Genomic DNA, 16,585 nt, shown 5'->3' on the forward strand with positions numbered 1-16,585 from the left:
ACAGCTGAGCTTTGGCCTTGCGTCGCGCCTGGCGCGTAGAGCCCGGCCCGCGCACACAGCGGGCGGGGACGGCATGCGAAAAGGGTGAATATGCAAAAATTGGTATGTTGTCATAATATGCGCGGCTGGGGGAAAACAATATGGACGCAAGCCCGATCCGGATGAGACGACTGATTAAAGTCGGTATGTATCTCTTATCGTTGTGGCTGTTGCTGGTCCTGATCTTCGTAAACAAGGTCGATATCGACCTGTGTTTTGCCTGCAAGTTTGTCTCTTGGGCGGAATTGGGCACGATAGCCGCGAAGAACTTGCTGCCGTTATTGTGCACGGCGGTGCTGGTCGTATCGCTTGTCTTCTATGCGGTATTTGCGCACATCATACGGGGGGCGAAGGACGGCCCATTCAAAGTCGCCGAAGTAGACGACAAGAACGCGGATCACCTTGTTTTTCTCGCGACATATGTAATTCCGCTGTTGAGCTTCAATCTCGACACGCCGCGCCAGATCGTCAGTCTCGTCATCACGCTGACGCTGATTGGGGCGATCTACGTGCGGACTAATCTCTTCTACGCCAATCCGACGCTCTCGTTGCTCGGGTTCAAGATCTACACTGTCAAATTTGAGCAGAGTGGGTCAGGAGTGCCGCCCGGTAGCGCCGTACTAATCGCGCGCGAGGAAATCGACACAGGAACGAGTGTCAACGTACTCCGGCTCGACAAAAGCATCTTCTTTGCGCGTAAGGCGATAACCATCAAACCATGAAAACGATCGACGAAATGCGGGCTGGTCTAACCGCGATCCTGCACGCGGACGGAATTAATTTGAAGCTGTACCTGGGAATGGGCGAAAGCGACGCACGCACGTACTGGCTCGCGGATTTCGACGACGGGGCAACGGATGCGGTATGCCAGCAGTTCGTTCAGAGTGTGGATCAATTCCTGGGGAGCGAGGACTTGGCAACGCTGCCCCTGACCGATCTGGATCATCGGACGGATACACTGTTTATGTACGATCTGCCGGAGCAGCCAGCGGAATTCACCACGCTAAGCGCGCTCGTGACCGACGCCGATCCTGGGATGTTCGCGTTTGACAAACACGCGCTGTCCACAGTGACTAGTCTGGCGATCAAGATTTCGTCGGCACAAGGGTCAGTACTGTTCTTCAAGAAGTTCTACCCGATTTCCCTCGTGAAGCGAGACCAAATTCTGCTGATCGTTAGGGGCAACACCCGTTTTGCAGTCGTCGATCGCGACATTCTAAAAGTGACCGGCGGCTTCGAGGTCGTGTTACTGGACGGCGAGTTCTATATCAACGACTTCAAAAAGTTCGAGAAGTCATTTGCATTCGAGCAGATCGCAAAGAACGCCATGCAGCAGGTCACAAACAGGATCATGGCGCTCGATCTGGTTGACGACGCGAAGGGGTATCTCGCGGCTAACTTGGCATCGCGCAAAGACATCATTCGGGCGGGTAAAAGCCGAGTGCTGAACATGCCGGTCGACGCGATCATCGCGTTCGTGCTGGCCAAACAGCACCAGATCGGCATCAAAGTGGTCGATGGCAAGCTGATGTTGTCGTCGAAAGGGAGCATCAAAAAATTGTACAAGCTGCTGAATGACGATTTCCTAACCTCAGAACTGACACACGTCGATTACGAAACACTAGCCAAGAATGAGATCGGACCGCCACAGGCGGCGGAGTGATGTGAATACCCCCCCGGCTTTCATTGGCAAGCCCGACCGTCTGTTTGGCGATACAAATCTGCCCGATGGCACAAGATGGCTGGACGGCCGCAAAGGCCGAATCGTACGCGTAGGACTTAGGGCAGTTGCCATTAGGTTCATCGAGCCAGAGATGCACCAGCCTCTCGCTGAAATGTCCGCATAACGAGTGGAGGAAGCTTTGGCCGGTCGCAAACAGCACTACATTCCCCAATCCGTCCAACGCGCATTCGAGGCGTCGCGCACTGGCACCAAGTCACAAGTGCTTGTCTTCCGCAAAGGCAAGAAGCCTTACGTGACTTCGACCGAGGGATCCGCGGCCGAGAGGGACTTCTACTCTAACCATCTCGTTGACGGTGAGGGCGCCCTCGATGACAAGATCACGGATTTCGAAAACGAGCATCTGACGGCTATGCTGAGGGAGCTTCGCGTTACGAAGCGCGGCTCAGTGGACTCCGAGCTTGCTGCCATAACGGTCGCCCACCTCGCCTTTCGGACCGCCCATGTTCGCGGCTCGATGCAGACAGTAGCCGACGACGCCGTGGAGCACATGAAGGCACTCATTGACGATCGCGATGCGATCCGCCACTTTGTTGGTGTGGATACGGCAACATGCGATTCGCAACTGGCCGAGCGGGTGCGTGAAAACCTATCGGAACTTGGGCTTGACGCCTGGCCACAGAAGGACCGGATCGCAATCGAGCGCATGGTAATGTTCCGCGTGCGCGAGCGATTCGACGACCTGTTCCTTCAGTCTCAGAGTTCATTGCGAACGGCGCTCGCAATTTTGGACAATATCGTACCGGGCTCAATCGCCACGGGGCATGCAAGAGTGTTGTCGGAATCGCTCGTGCCACCGGGGCGGGTCAAAGTGCTGCGCACCTTCGAGTGGGAGGTCATCCCTGCGGACGATGGGCAATGCCCCTTCATCCTTCCTGACTGCGTGGTAATTGCAAGCTCCAGCTCGAAGGACTATCAGCCGTTCTCCATGCTATCTATCGAGGAGGCGGCGACAGTCGTCATGCCGCTGTCCCCGAACCAGCTCCTCGTCGGAGGTAGGATTCCGGTACGGATCGACCCAGCCTATGTGAACATGGACTTTGCGCGGTGCTCGCTCGAGTTCTTCATCAGCTCATTACATGACGAAGGCAACTTTAGGCTGGCGGAATTGATTGGAGGTTACACCGCAGAGCTTAAGAAAGACCTATTCGAAACAGAAGAAGCAGCCCCACTTTCCACCACTTGCACCACAGATCAAATGGCCAAGGTGCAGATTCGTACGCCCATCGGAAAAACCGGCGAGGCTATGAAACAGGTTCTATCAAGGATCGTAGGCGAAGTGATCGAACCTGTTTGGGCGGACAGAGTGGAGTCAATCACTGTTGCCAGCAACATGACGAGCGCGCTGGAAGCTGTTTGGAAACGCACACCAACGCCCGCCGAACTGAGCGCCGCAGCGCTTGGCACAGTTGAGGCGGCGAACAGCGGTGGTGATTGGAAGTACCGCGTGATCGTTCCGCGCAATCTGGCCCAAGCGCTGCTGAAAACGGCCGATCAAGCAGGGCAGTTGGCGGCCTCGAGAGTTGTCAAGATGCATCTTGGCCGGGTTTATTACCTCGACTGTTGGGCGTGTCGCGTCCCGGAAATGCTCGGCCCGCGGCTAGAGCTTTCACTCTGGGAGCGGATTGCTTCAATAACGGCACTCCGGGTAGGTTCGCATTACTTTGGTGGCCTAGCTTCGGCACGCCATGAATCGGAACCATTTCCTGGGGGCAATCGACTAGATGAGCTGGCAGCCAACCTCCGCCACTGTTTCACTGCGCTGCGCCAGGCGCGTCAGCAAGCGTTCATGCACCGCAACGTGGATCAGGTACTTGCAGACGCCATTGGACCGATCGACACGCTGCTGGTCTCGGTCGCTACGGTGTCCGGCTTCCTGAATGCGAAGGATCTTGCGCTGCCGCACGATTCCGATGCAGGCGATGCGCTCTCGAAAGCTGGCCTGTGGGAGTGGTACCTTCTCTTCGCGAAGGACTTGGGGAGGCATTATGCAACACGGGAGCGTTGGGCATCTCCATCGGACCTCGAACCGCTCATCGGCCACATCGAGCGCCTCTTGTGGACCGTCGGCGTCATCGTGTCGAAAACTGATTCGGGTCTCTGGATTGACGTTATCGACGATGCGCGCATGCCCGTTCTCGAGAAGATCCTTTTGGCTTGAGCCCGGTCGACGCGAGCTTTGGAAATGCCCAAATGGCGCGTCTGGGTCGGTTCCGGTATAGACAATAGAGCCAAGCGAATATTGCTGACGAACTCCTGGCCGACGACAGCTGACTTGTCTATTCCGGACATAATCAGCTCCGGTCGAGTAGTCCGAATAGGCCCTCTGGCAGGTTCCAGATGCCTGAAATCATCTTCGTGAAGCACCGCAAATTCGATCATAGATTGGTGCTATCACCGCATTGGGCTCCCTGACCACTCTGAATGAGAGTGCTTTCCAGAATTTCACGAATTACTTCTGATCTAGAAGGTATTCGTCCAAGGGAGGGCTGCAATGCAATGCGTTTCTGATCAATTGCACTGATCAGTTCTGGCGTCAGTCTCACGTTAACCTGCAGTCGTTCCATAGTGGCAGCCCCCTCTGTTAAGTTGTTGGCGGCAGTATATCTACCCGTCTAGCTGACCCACAAAAAAACTGTAAATTATGGTGTTGCATTTTTAGACTCCTCTGTTAGTCTGTATTTGTCTAGCCAATAGACGTTTATAGTTTAACCAAGGAGTATTTAAATGAATTCAACTACTTATTTAACGACAGAGGAGCTTTCTGGACGTATCAAGTACGACCAGCGCACTATTCGTGAGCGCCTGAAGGATAGTGTCCTTCTAGAAGGCACTCACTACATTCGTCCTTTTGGTGGCCGCAAGATTCTCTACCTTTGGGAGCGAATCGAAGCCGATATGGGCTTGGCGTCGTCACAAGGGGGGACTGTGGGCATTCCCATGGCGAACGGTGGGGTGTGCCATGGCTAAAGTTCGAGTACGTAAAGAGACTGGAACGCTTTATCTGGATTTCTTTTTCCGAGGCCAACGTTGCCGGGAACAAACATCCCTCCCCGACACCGTGGCCAATCGAAAGAAGCTGGAAAAGGTTCTCGAGCGGATCGAACAGGACTTGCAATCCGGCATCTTCGACTACGCCCGCTACTTCCCAAACAGTCGGATGCTAATCCGGTTCAAGCCCACCATTGCCCCCCAGTTGCTGCCGATGACAACACTGGCAGCGCCAACAGTGCAGGCAGCTGTCACTGCCCCGGTAATGCCGGATCGCCCTAACTTCTCGGCCTTCGCCGAGGACTGGCAACTTGAGAACAAGGTTGCCTGGCGTCGTTCCTACCAGCGCACAGTAGCGGACATCGTCAAGAAACACCTGCTACCGGCTTTCGGTGAGCGGGATGTCGGAAGCCTCTCACGGGAAGAACTGCTCAAATTCCGGTCTGAACTCGCCAAAGTACCTGGCCGGAAAAACGAAACCCTCTCCCCCCGCCGAATCAACGCGATCATGAATGTGACCTCGCTGATTCTGAATGAAGCCTCCGACCGCTACAAATTTACCAGCCCTTACTACAACATTAAACCCCTTCGTATTCCCAAGAGCGATGTGGAGCCCTTCACGCTGAACGAGGTGCGCCAAATTCTGGACACCGTTCGAGAGGATTACCGGGACTATTACACCGTGCGCTTTTTCACCGGCATGCGAACCGGTGAGGTGGATGGCCTGAAATGGCAGTACATCGATTTCGAACGTCGACTGATTCTGGTTCGGGAAACCATCGTTCAGGGCATAGAAGGAGAGGACACCAAAACCCAGGAGTCCAACCGGGACATCCAGATGTCTCAACTGGTGTTCGATGCCCTGCAACGTCAGCTGACTCGAACCGGTAAGGCCCGGAAGTATGTTTTCTGCACTCGGGAAGGCTGCCCCCTGGATCACAACAATGTAACCAAACGAGTTTGGTATCCCTTGTTGCGACATTTGGCTTTCAAGCTCCGCCGTCCCTACCAGACACGTCACACTGCAGCCACCCTTTGGCTGGCTGCTGGCGAGAATCCCGAATGGATTGCTCGGCAAATGGGGCATGCGACCACTGAGATGCTGTTCAAGGTCTACTCCCGCTACGTCCCCAACCTGACCCGCCGCGATGGCTCCGCCTTCGAGCGGCTCCTGGCTGGCAGCTTTGGCGGGCAGGAGATTGCCAGTCCGCAGGAGGTGCGCCATGGAACGGTCTAACACCGCCGTCGCAGTTCCTCAGGTCGCCCACTCCCATCTGGCCTACCTGGAACCCGATGAACGTATCCGGGGCACCTATCGGATTCACAGCATGCAGATGCGCAGACGATCGGATGGCGCCAACTTCTGGGAGGTTACCCTGGCGGATCGCACAGGGATACTGGTCACCTATGCCTGGCCGGAACAACTGGAAATCGCCTACCCCTGGCCGCGCCATACCCGAGTCCAGGTGGAATGCTTGACTCGCCGCTTTGGCCAGAAACAGGTTGCCGACCTGCGTAGCCTGGACCCACTGCCCGAGATGGAACCAAGCCAGGGGCTGGACCTGTTGCCCCGGCCCCTATGTCCCCGGCCCGAGGTTCTGGACCGGTTCGTTTCCCTGGTTCAGGGACTTAAGAATCCTGCCTTGCGGGGCTTCGTGGATCATGTCCTGGCCCGGGATGAAACCACCCTGAACCTTCTGGTGGTCCCCGCCAGTCAGGTCTACCACCACGCCTATTTTGGCGGTCTGCTGGAACACAGCGTCGAAGTCGCCGAAATTGCCCTGAGGTTGCCCTATCCAGATGACACGCAGCGGGAGATCGCCCTGGTCGCGTCCCTGTTCCACGACATTGGTAAAACCCGGACCTTCGACCGAAGCCTGCGCCGCACTCCCGCGGGGAATCTGATCTGCCATGACCATCTCACCCTGGAAATCTGCGCCCCGGGATTGTCCTGGTTGGACATGGTGTGGCCCGAGGGTGGATTGCTGCTCCGTCATGTTTGGACCGCCGGACACAGCCGGCATGGCCCATTGCCCCAGAGCGCCCTCCTCCACGCTGTCCGTCTGGCAGACCGCCTCTCCGCGGAACAGGCCAAGGACCAGGCGGCCTTTGCCCGGTCGTCTCCCGGTCAATCCTGGGGACGCATCGGCCGCGAAACCCGCTGGCGGGCGAGCGCCTTTTAACACACGCCCCTAAAAATGCCAAACAAGTGTTTTGGCGTCCTTCGGCCACGACAGTTACTTGCATTCTTGAGCTTCCATGAGAGCCTGTTCTGGCGGAATCAATGTGACAGGTCAGGCGCATGTCATGAGCCACTGACCCCGCCACACTGATGCCAAGGTCTCAAAACCCATGATCCAAAGGAAATCTCACCATGAATCCATTACCGACAAATCCTCAGGGCTCCACGCCCAAAACCCTGAAAGTCACGCCTTTCCGCCTCATCATCCTCGTCACCATCGCCCTGGCCCTCGTGGGCCTGCTGATGGTCATCAGCTTAGAAACCATCGAAGAGCGCGCGGAACTGATCCTCGTCCCGGCAACCTGCGAAGCACTCACGTATCTGGCCGTTCCGGTCCAGAAACATGTCGCCGGCTGCAGCTACCGCGGTCCGGTGGAGCACCGCTTCAGCCGGGTGCTGCTGCAGGACATCAAGATTTCTTCCGACGCCATCCTGGCCGAACGCCGTCTTCCCTGAGGAATACCAAAATGAACGACATGACTCTTTTGAACGCCCTCGGTCTCCTGGCCCTGGGTTTTAGCGCCCGGACGCTCTTCGATCGCGGCCTTTCCTGGTATCGCCACCGTCGTCCCACCCAGCGCCCCGAAGCCCCTCCCGAGATGCCCCTCTGGCTGGAGTTTCTGGAAACGCCCCTGTCTTCGAAGGACATTGGGGATGCCCTGGAAAAGATGAACGACCTGCCACACTTCCACATGCTGCCGAATGTCAGTTTTCTGGACTACCGGACCGGCGCCCATGTGTCCTGGCAGTCCTACCAATATCTGGATGAGACCTACCCCCATCTGGTCCTCCAGTACGGCGGCCAGCCCCCCCGGATCCTGGCCGATGCCAGGGAACTTCAGCACTACATCGACTACCAGGTCAAGGTCGCCCAACGCCTGAACCCACCCTCAGGCGTCGTCCGGGTCCAACGCCGTCCCCTGTACCCCCAACATCCTCAGGAGTCGCTGATATGACCTTCCTCCCTGATGTCGCCCGCTTTCCCCTGCGCATCGGCGCTGATCCCGAGACCTTGAGCCACCTCCAGCGGGAACCCCTGCTGTTCGCCGCCCACTATGCGGCCCTGCAGCGGGTCGTGAAATGGCCCGAGTCCATCTTGCGCATCACCAGCGCCGTCAATGCCCGCTATGCCCAGCACGACGAGGTCCTGAAACTGATCGAGACCCTGCGCAGTCAGGTCCCCATGGCCCTGTCCGCCGATCTGGCCCGCAGTCTGGCGGAAGGCCTGGAACTCCATGACACCTTTCAACAGGACCCCACCGAGTACGCCCAGACCTGCGAGAACTTCCTGGAAGCCTACAGTCGTTCCCTGGTCGAGGAAATCGACGCCGGGGAAGACAGCGCCACTGGCCGACTCGAAATCCTGTCGGCCCTGATGGCCTTCTCCCCGGCAGAAACCCAGGTGCTGCGCTACGCCCTGTGCTGCACCGTCCATCCTCCCCTGCAACTCTTCACCCGCCTCTTCTGCGAACAGCGGGTTGATCGGAACCAGTTCTGGCAGATCACTCTGGAGATGGATGCTAAAACCCTCAGTACCGCCCTCTCGTCCCGGGGGCGACTGGCCGGCACCCGGATGTTCCACACCACCCAGACCCATCCTTCCCTCTCGGAGTTCTGGGCAGAACTGCTGATCAACACCGGCATCCCCCTCACTACCTGCATCCTCCAGCCCCTTGAACCCCAGGGGACCTCGGGAGAAACCTCCCGACTGCCCCCCGAGGACCGGGAAATCCTGGAAGCCCTGCTGTATCCCCGGGAGGTAGGTCTGCTGGGCATCAACGCCTTGCTCTACGGCAAGACCGCCCGGGACAAGCATCGCCTGGCCCGGAGCCTGATCCTGGCCTCCGGCGCCATCCCCTATACCCTCAACCCCGACATTCCCGATGGGGATCGGCCCACCGCGGTGATGATGGCCCAGTGCCTCCTGGCCCAGCGTCCGGAACGGACGGTCCTGGTGGTGGAGAAGGCTCAGAGCGTGCTGACCCGGGTCTATCCGGAGGTCTTCGGCTTCATGGGTTTTTTGGATGAGGCTGCGGATGCCCAGCCCCTGGATCAGCGCATCCTGGGAGAGAACCCCATCCCCACCCTGTGGCTGAGCCATGAGGCCAACCGGCTCCATCCGGAGACCCTGGGTCGCTTCCTGTTCCATGCCGAAGCCCTGAAGGGCACCCGGGCGGACCGGAAGGTCATGGTGGAGTCCCTGATCGAGACCCTGCCGGTGGCCCCTCGCACCAAGCTGGAACTGGTCAAGCTGGAAGGCCTCTCGGAACAGCAGGTGAGCTCGGCCAAGTCCCTGGCAAAAATCACTGCCGGACGTTCTCGGCGCACCTACGCCCGCCATCTGCTCCTGGCGGCCCAGCGCAGCCAGAAGGCCCTGGCCCGGAAGAACAAGGATGAAGCCCGGATGCCGGTCACCCAGTACAGCCTGGACTATCTCAATTCCGCGGGACGGTTCGGTCCGGCCAAGATCCTCCAGTCACTGCGCCTACGGCCCCAGGCGAGTCTGTGCCTCTACGGCCTGCCCGGTACCGGCAAGACCCAGTTCGCCGAGCACCTGGCCCAGGAATTGGGCTACCCCCTCCTGACCAAGCGGGCCTCGGAGCTCTTCGACAAATATGTGGGGGAGTCGGAGAAACGGATGAGCGAGGCCTTCGATCAGGCCGAGGAGGAAGGGGCCATCCTGCTGCTGGACGAGGCGGACTCCTTTCTGGCGGATCGTACCCGCAGTCGGCACCAGTGGGAGGTCTCCATCGTCAATGAACTCCTGCAGCAGATAGAGCGCTTCGAGGGGATCTTCATCTGTGCCACCAACCTGTACTCCCATCTGGACATTGCTGCCCTTCGACGCTTTACCTTCAAGCTGGAGTTCCTGCCCCTGAATTTCGAGCAGCGCTGGGAAATGTTCCTGAATGAGGCGGACCTGAGGAACAAACCCTTGAGCACCTCCCAGCAGGCGGACTACGAAGAGCGGTTGATCCTCATGAAGAACCTGACCCCGGGGGATTTTGCGACGGTGAAGCGTCAGTGCCTGCTACTGGGAGAGAGCCTGTCTCCCCGGGAATGGCTGGATCAGCTGGAACTGGAGGTCCAGGCCAAGCAGCGGCAGAGTGAGGACTATCGAGCCGGGGAGGTTGCGGCATGAAATCCCAGCGCAATGTTCCCACGGTGTCCGCTCCCCCCACGGACAAGCTTACCGCCCCTCATACCACCCAACCCCATGCTCCGAACTTGGTGGGTCAGGTGGGACTCATCGGGGGCGCGGTGATGCTGTGTCTGGTGATCCTGGCCAGCGCCACTGAAAGCACGGGCGTGTGGATCGGCACGGGCCTCATGGGTCTGGTCTGGCTGGGCCTGGTGGTCATTGGCCAAATCATCGTGGACAAACAAGGAGAGAAACCGTGATGACACTGAAGGATGAATTTCAATCCGGACTTAAAACCGGTTTACGCCCCTTCCGGGCGGCCTGTGGGGTCTTGCTGCCGGTGTTTCTGGGGGCGGCAGTTCTCATGGCCCTGGGGGTGGCCCTGCTGATGGGGACGACGGACTATGCCGGCCACCGCCCAGCCTGGGCCCAGGGCCTCAGCGAAGTCCTGATCCTGCTGGGGGCTCTGGGGCTGACGGTGGGATGTCTTCGGGGCTGGTGGGTCATGTTCCAAGTGGCGTTTCCCCATCGTATAGCAAAACACCCGGATACCGGTCCCGACAAGGAGGAAGACCCCTCATGACGATCCTGAGTGTGGACTTTATTCCCCGGCGCAAGGCGGAAGCCCTGACGGTGGAGGAGGCAACGGCGGTGATTTCCATTAACGAACCCGAATCCGGGATGGCCCCGCTGGCAGCGTTTCCCGAAATCCTGCGGCTGGCGTTTCACGATGTGGATAGCCAGGATTACGCCGACTGGGTGCTGTTTGACGATGCCCAAGGCCAGGAGGTCATCGGGTTCGTCGAGCGACTCCATGCCTCACCCATAGCCCATCACCTCAAGGTGCATTGCCGGGCGGGGATTTCTCGCTCAGCGGCGGTGGCGCTCTACGTGGCCGAGGCCACGGGCTGTGAGTTCCTGCGACGGCCCTTTGCGGGGCTGGCCAACAAGCTGATGCTGGAGATTCTGTCCCGGGCTTCAGGACTTCCGCTCAAACGGCCCCGGGCACTGCCCAAGCGGGAACGGTTCCAGGTGGAGGTCAGCCGGAATTTTGAGACGGGACTGGCCGAGGTTCGGGTAGTCAATGGGGTCACTGGGGAGGAAATCGTCCAGGAAGCGCCCATGCTGGAGGTTCCCCAGTTAGTGACGGCAGGCCTGCAGCGGGTCTGGGGGATTGCTAATCCGCCCTCGGCCCACCATGTGACGAATTGGGATCATTTGGAGGGGTGAGGAGGACGGACCGGGCGACGAGCCAGGAAGCGCTATTCCAGCGGAAACGGGGGCGAGGGAGATCGCGACTCTGGACAGCCGATCTGAAGCCCATTCAGGGACTCTTCGGCCGTCAATGCAGGGGTAACTGACCGGCAGTGAAGCGCAGGAATCTACGGATCTGAGAAAGGAAAAATCGAATGGATCTTCAACAAACCCTGATGGGACTGGGCATCCTGGCGGTAGTCGTGGGCCTGATCGTCCTGGGTATTGTGGGAATTCACCACTGGGAAGAACGGCAAGAGAAGGACTCGTAAGAGTCTTGCCCAGCACAGCTGAAGAAAAGGCTGAGAGTAAAGGGCCGCCCATCGGGCGGCCCTGCGGAGATGCCTAGAGGGCAGCGTCCTTAAGTTTCTTCAAGGGACGAATCCGAAGCTTTACGGTGGCAGGCTTGGCGGCGAACCACTGCTCTTCCTTGGTGAAGGGATTGATGCCCTTGCGCTTGGGCTTGGCGGGCACCTTCTGGGCCACGACCTTGAGGAGTCCAGGCAGCAGGAATTCACCCAGGCCCTTCTTGTTCACCGATGCCAGGGCGGCGGCCTCCAGGGCGGCCATGACCTTCTTCACCTCCTTGGCCTCGACCCCCGAGGTTTCCGCCAGGAAGGCGGTCAAGGTGGTCTTGTTGAAGGCGGTCTTGATGGGTTTGACTGCGGCGGGGGCGGCCTTGGTGGCCGGTTTGGCGACGACCTTTTTGGCAGGGGCCTTGGCGGCCGGTTTCTTGGCAGGCTTGGCTGCAGGTTTTGCGGCGGGTTTCTTGGTGGCCATGGTGGGCTCCTTCAATCTATGGAATGGAAAGTACTGCCTGGGGATTGTAAGGAGCCCCCTTAATGCCTATGGAGGGAAATAGGGCTGGATGACGGCATAGTTCAATTTGTCATGGGAATGGCAGGCGTGCCAGCTCCTGAAAAATTGAACTCCGGTAATGACGTTCCCGTCTCAGTGATCCGCCAACTGCTTCAGGGTCGCCTGGACCTTGCGCTTGCCCATCTTTTTAAGAATGGCGAGCTTCGTCAGCTGTTCCTGACTGGGCCAGGAACTGCCGGCTTCCCAGTTGTAAACCGTCTGAGTGGAGACCTGGAGGATCAATGCCGGCTGTGCAACTTTCGCTTTTTTCTTTTTAAGCCGGAAAGTCACGAAAATCGACGCGTTTCGGACCGATGACATTGCCTAGATATGTCAGATTCCCCTCCATCCAATTTGAGTCATACCGACTTGAGTTGGTATGTAATCCAAATTGAAAAATTTATAGGGGAATTATTATGGATGGAATAACTAATCCTCGCAGCATATTGGTCCTGCGCCAAAAAGACGATTTACCAGTTCGTGTAGCCGGAGAGTACGTGGTTGGCCCTCTTGGGAGTGTCCAGTGGCGGGAGCTTGAAAACAATGCCATTAGGATAATACGGGCTATTACCTCCACCCTAGCTATACCGACCGAGACCCTTTTTATCGAAGAGTTCTCGGGACTCTCATCCCCGTTCTCTCCCGTGGGGCTCTCAATTTCTGCGTCGCCAGGAGCCGCTGGTGATGCATTGCTTGAGAGAGCCAATGAAGTTCGTGCTATCGCTCAAACCTACCAAAAGGAAATCCAGAAAAGTGCGCGCATGGGGCAGGAATCTCTATTGAATTCTCCAGCAGCTCTGAATTCTGAGGCCGAATGGAGGCTGAAAGAGCAGGTGCAGACCGATCTGACGGTCATCGGGGGTAAGCACATCCGGCGGCCGATGGTGCTGGAAACAGGACCAGATGATAAGTTGATTCTCAGTGGCCGATTCGGACCCAGGCCGCCCGTGCAACGCAAGCCGCCTGTCATGATTAAAATCGTCGGTACAATAGCTGGGATTAGAACCTACCACAAACTAATAGAAATTCTGGTTAATGAATGTAAGGTGGAGGAGTTTGGATGCGATCCAAATAAATTTGCCCATAAGCTTCGAGAAGCGGTCTACACACCTCGCCGCTTCGAATTTAGCATCCTTGTGACTACAGATGCACAGGGCAAGATGCAACGAGAGCTATTCCATCCGCATGAGATTGAACCATTAAACGTAATGCAAAATAAATTGCTCTGAGCTGAGCTCAGAGGTAGCCAGTTCTGTACGCACCTTGAGACCGGTCGTCAATCGTAGAGTCCAAAGGCTCAAGCAACAATTTATTTGGCATCTACTTAACTCATAGAGGTAAGCCCCCGACTTTGCCGGGGGACTCACCAAGGTTTGACCTTTACGACGGTCTGCGTGAATTTCTAATCTCTGCCAAGAGAAAGGAGATTCACGATGAAAGAGTACCAGAGCCTGAGCCATACGAGATGGGACTGCAAATATCACGTGGTGTTTATACCGAAGCGGTGGAAGAAGCGTGTCTTCGGAGCGCTGCGGAAGCATTTGGGCGAGATGTTTCACGAATTGGTTTTGCACAAGGAAGCGAAGATCGTCGAAGGGCACCTGATAGGCGACCACGTACAATCTGCATCAGCATTCCGCCGAAATACGCTGTATCGAATGTGGTCGGGTACCTGAAGGGGAAAAGCACGATTCAGATTGCACGGAAGTTTGGAGGGCGACAGAAGAACTTCACAGGCGACCCATTCCCACTCATTGATAAGGCTCGATCTTGATCTGACCCAGCGCCTCCAAATTAGACGATAAATCCTTATCTCCCGGAGGGTACTTATTTGAGCTCAATATGAAGGCCAGAGCGTCAACATAGTCTGATTTACTCAGTCGCCCTGGGCTTTCGGGCGGCATAGTAGAATATGCCTTTTGAAACAAGTCTTTTAAGGTTAGGCCATTCCATTTGTTTTGAAAACCATCTCCCACCAAGGGTGGGGTGTTACCTTCCCCACCCAACAGTGAGATGGAATGGCAGCTGGCACACGCCTCGATGATGACCCCTTGCCCGCGTTTTGCTTGGGCTTGGCTGAAGACCCCATTCTTCACCGAAGTGGCCGCATGTGCCCAACTACCTGTGCCAGTTAAAGAAACAGTAAGAACGCAAAAACATAGCCAGTGAAGGTTAACCTGCATTTTCCATCCTAGTCAGTCGTTAACGCTACCAATTCGGCGGGTTTACCCACCCCTCCAACAGCCACAACGATGTATTGTCGCCCACGGATCGCATAGGTCATGGGCACCCCCGACTGACTGGCAGGAAGCTCAAATTCGGAGACGATTTCGCCGGTGCGCTTGTCATAGGCGCGGAATTTGTTACCGCCTGATTCGGAGGGAGTAGCGAAAAGACCGGCACCCTCGCCAGCAAACAACAGCGACTTGGTTACCATGATGCCGGCGCGTTCGGGCGTTCCGGTGCGCGGCAAATTGACACCCTTCAGAGCGGGATGGTTTTTGATCCACGCCGGTGTGTCGGCGTTGGCGACCATCCACAGATGGTCACCGGTATTGAGGTCGATCGCCGTGATGCGCCCGTATGGTGGTTTGATTAGCGGTAATCCTTGTGGGCCAAAGTATTTCGGCGAAGTATCGCCCGGTGCCGACATGGCTTTGACCGCCACCGACGGCGCAGGCTGTCCCGGGATGCGGTAGGGACTTGGACCGAACAAGTATGTGCTGGAGGCGATATATATAATGCCCGTTTCAGGATCTGCCGCCCCCCCCTGCCAATTCGCACCGCCGGATGGGCTGGGAAGTTTAAGCACGCCGTTCTTACCATTGCGCGGTGGGGCCGGCGGCGTAAACATATCCCCCAATTCGTACTGGGAGATAATTTCTATCGCTTCTTTACGCAACACTGGTGTGAAATCGATCAGATTTTCCTGGCTGACGGCTTGCACATCGAACGGTGCAGGCCACGTTGGGTAAGGCTGCGTACGCGCGGTTTTTTCGCCCGGTACACCGGACGGCGGAACCTTCTTTTCAATGATCGGCCAGACGGGTTTTCCGGTAACTCGGTCGAAGACGTAGACCCAAGCCTGTTTGGTCAGTTGCGCGACAGCTTTGATCTTTTTGCCTTTGACTTTGATGTCCAACAGAATCGGCGCTGTCGGAATATCGTAGTCCCAGATGCCGTGATGGACAAATTGAAAATGCCAAACGCGTTTCCCGGTCTTGGCATCAAGACACACTAAGCTTTCGGCAAACAGGTTGTCGCCGGGGCGATCACCACCATAGAAATCGTTGGTTGGCGTTTCTACAGGTAGATAGACGTAGCCAAGTTCAGGATCAGCCGACATCATGGCCCATACGCCAGTATTGCCAGTGTAGACCTCAGACCCATTCTCCCAAGTCTCGTAGCCGAACTCGCCCGGCTTCGGGATGGTGTGAAATATCCATTCACGCTTGCCGGTACGGACGTTATAGCCGCGGACGTAAGATTTGACGTTTTCTTTCGATGCTGCAATCGACCCCATTGCCCCGCCGACGACAATGATATCGCCGACAATGATCGCCGGCGAGCTTGAACCGATTTTCCCATCCTCAGGTTCTGGCTGATCGAAATCCTTGTAGAGGTCGACAATCCCACCCTGCCCGAACTGCTCAACAGGACGGCCAGTGGTCGCATTAAGTTGAACCATATGGTAGCCGGCGGTAATCAGAACGATGCGCTTATCGTCCTTGCCGTCAGTCCAGTAGGCGACACCGCGATGATAGGGGCGTGGTGCGACCCGCCCACGTGCACCTTCGTCAAGCCGATACATCCAAAGTGTTTCGCCGGTCTGAGCGTCGACAGCAACCGCTGTCCGCCGCGTGCCTGCCATGAAATAGAGAACGCCGTCGACCATCAACGGCGTCTCTTCCATGTTGTATTCAGGCCGAGTGCCGAAGTTCTCACTCTTCCAGCGCCACGCGATCTTGAGGTTTTTGACGTTGTCGCGATTGATGAGGTCCAGCGATGAATATTTTGTGCTGGCTGGATCTCTACCGTAATAGTGCCACTCATCGACTGGCGCACTTTGCTGGGCTGTCGGTTCGGCCGCATCAAGCGACGTGGCCGACAAAAAATCAGCAAACACCAAACCTAACGCTAATCCGGTCCATACCTGTTTCGCGCACGACATCAATCTATCCTTCCAACTCCACTTAATTCGGATTACTCTTTTTTCTCGCTTTGGCCGGTCACCAACAGCACCTGAAATTTGCGTCGGGAAGGAAATAGCTTATTTCATGTTAGGTTTTCACTTTCATTTTGGACTGCCGTCATATCA

General features: G+C 56.9%; 17 protein-coding genes and 1 pseudogene. 14 read left to right on the forward strand and 4 right to left on the reverse strand.

The window, feature by feature from the left end:
• The first annotated feature begins 140 nt into the window (after nt 1-140).
• From kwaA to DENOEST_RS12720, 12 genes are all read left to right on the forward strand, one after another.
• Nucleotides 141-761 (forward strand): anti-phage protein KwaA, encoded by a 621-nt coding sequence (gene kwaA / locus DENOEST_RS12665; protein WP_145772385.1) that lies wholly within the window; start codon nt 141-143, stop codon nt 759-761.
• Complete coding sequence (gene kwaB / locus DENOEST_RS12670; protein WP_145772386.1) at nt 758-1,702, forward strand: anti-phage protein KwaB; 945 nt, start codon at nt 758-760, stop codon at nt 1,700-1,702. Before kwaA ends, kwaB begins: the two co-directional genes overlap by 4 nt.
• Nucleotides 1,703-1,901: 199 nt before the next feature.
• Nucleotides 1,902-3,941: a DUF4238 domain-containing protein gene (locus DENOEST_RS12675; protein WP_170228321.1), complete on the forward strand. Its 2,040-nt coding sequence runs from the start codon at nt 1,902-1,904 to the stop codon at nt 3,939-3,941.
• 566 nt (nt 3,942-4,507) lie between these two features.
• Nucleotides 4,508-4,750 carry a hypothetical protein gene (locus DENOEST_RS12680; protein WP_145772388.1) on the forward strand — a complete coding sequence of 81 codons (243 nt, stop codon included), beginning with the start codon at nt 4,508-4,510 and terminating at the stop codon, nt 4,748-4,750.
• Nucleotides 4,731-6,008 carry an Arm DNA-binding domain-containing protein gene (locus DENOEST_RS12685; RefSeq protein ID WP_197970612.1) on the forward strand — a complete coding sequence of 426 codons (1,278 nt, stop codon included), beginning with the start codon at nt 4,731-4,733 and terminating at the stop codon, nt 6,006-6,008. Before DENOEST_RS12680 ends, DENOEST_RS12685 begins: the two co-directional genes overlap by 20 nt.
• Nucleotides 5,995-6,954, forward strand: coding sequence for an HD domain-containing protein (locus DENOEST_RS12690; RefSeq protein WP_170228322.1), 960 nt, complete (start codon nt 5,995-5,997; stop codon nt 6,952-6,954). The genes DENOEST_RS12685 and DENOEST_RS12690 overlap by 14 nt, the downstream gene beginning before the upstream one ends.
• A 191-nt stretch (nt 6,955-7,145) precedes the next feature.
• The gene (locus tag DENOEST_RS12695) at nt 7,146-7,469 is read left to right on the forward strand and encodes a hypothetical protein (RefSeq protein ID WP_145772391.1); all 324 of its coding nucleotides are present in this window, start codon (nt 7,146-7,148) and stop codon (nt 7,467-7,469) included.
• An 11-nt stretch (nt 7,470-7,480) separates the two neighbouring features.
• Nucleotides 7,481-7,969 (forward strand): hypothetical protein, encoded by a 489-nt coding sequence (locus tag DENOEST_RS12700; protein WP_145772442.1) that lies wholly within the window; start codon nt 7,481-7,483, stop codon nt 7,967-7,969.
• Complete coding sequence (locus DENOEST_RS12705; protein ID WP_145772443.1) at nt 7,966-10,155, forward strand: ATP-binding protein; 2,190 nt, start codon at nt 7,966-7,968, stop codon at nt 10,153-10,155. Before DENOEST_RS12700 ends, DENOEST_RS12705 begins: the two co-directional genes overlap by 4 nt.
• Nucleotides 10,152-10,415, forward strand: a complete 264-nt coding sequence (locus tag DENOEST_RS12710) for a hypothetical protein (protein ID WP_145772406.1) — start codon at nt 10,152-10,154, stop codon at nt 10,413-10,415. The genes DENOEST_RS12705 and DENOEST_RS12710 overlap by 4 nt, the downstream gene beginning before the upstream one ends.
• Nucleotides 10,412-10,738 carry a LysE family translocator gene (locus tag DENOEST_RS12715; protein ID WP_145772407.1) on the forward strand — a complete coding sequence of 109 codons (327 nt, stop codon included), beginning with the start codon at nt 10,412-10,414 and terminating at the stop codon, nt 10,736-10,738. Before DENOEST_RS12710 ends, DENOEST_RS12715 begins: the two co-directional genes overlap by 4 nt.
• The gene (locus tag DENOEST_RS12720) at nt 10,735-11,385 is read left to right on the forward strand and encodes a hypothetical protein (RefSeq protein WP_145772408.1); all 651 of its coding nucleotides are present in this window, start codon (nt 10,735-10,737) and stop codon (nt 11,383-11,385) included. The genes DENOEST_RS12715 and DENOEST_RS12720 overlap by 4 nt, the downstream gene beginning before the upstream one ends.
• Before the next feature lie 369 nt (nt 11,386-11,754).
• Here the strand turns inward: DENOEST_RS12720 and DENOEST_RS12725 are convergent, their stop codons facing one another.
• Nucleotides 11,755-12,189, reverse strand: a complete 435-nt coding sequence (locus DENOEST_RS12725; RefSeq protein ID WP_145772409.1) for an HU family DNA-binding protein — start codon at nt 12,187-12,189, stop codon at nt 11,755-11,757.
• Between the two features lie 171 nt (nt 12,190-12,360).
• Nucleotides 12,361-12,558 (reverse strand): helix-turn-helix domain-containing protein, encoded by a 198-nt coding sequence (locus tag DENOEST_RS12730; RefSeq protein ID WP_170228324.1) that lies wholly within the window; start codon nt 12,556-12,558, stop codon nt 12,361-12,363.
• A gap of 125 nt (nt 12,559-12,683) precedes the next feature.
• On the opposite strand from DENOEST_RS12730, the gene DENOEST_RS12735 reads away from it, so the two are divergent.
• The gene (locus DENOEST_RS12735; RefSeq protein ID WP_145772411.1) at nt 12,684-13,496 is read left to right on the forward strand and encodes a hypothetical protein; all 813 of its coding nucleotides are present in this window, start codon (nt 12,684-12,686) and stop codon (nt 13,494-13,496) included.
• A gap of 204 nt (nt 13,497-13,700) precedes the next feature.
• Nucleotides 13,701-14,014: pseudogene (tnpA, locus tag DENOEST_RS12740) on the forward strand (IS200/IS605 family transposase); the annotation flags it as partial.
• Between the two features lie 4 nt (nt 14,015-14,018).
• Here tnpA and DENOEST_RS12745 read toward each other — a convergent pair.
• Both DENOEST_RS12745 and DENOEST_RS12750 read right to left on the reverse strand, forming a co-directional pair.
• Nucleotides 14,019-14,450, reverse strand: a complete 432-nt coding sequence (locus DENOEST_RS12745; RefSeq protein WP_145772412.1) for a c-type cytochrome — start codon at nt 14,448-14,450, stop codon at nt 14,019-14,021.
• Between the two features lie 8 nt (nt 14,451-14,458).
• Entirely contained in the window at nt 14,459-16,438 is a 1,980-nt protein-coding gene (locus DENOEST_RS12750; protein WP_145772413.1) for a pyrroloquinoline quinone-dependent dehydrogenase, read from the reverse strand.
• Nucleotides 16,439-16,585 lie beyond the last annotated feature (147 nt).

The sequence above is a fragment of the Denitratisoma oestradiolicum genome (assembly GCF_902813185.1).
GTDB classification, from domain to species: domain Bacteria; phylum Pseudomonadota; class Gammaproteobacteria; order Burkholderiales; family Rhodocyclaceae; genus Denitratisoma; species Denitratisoma oestradiolicum.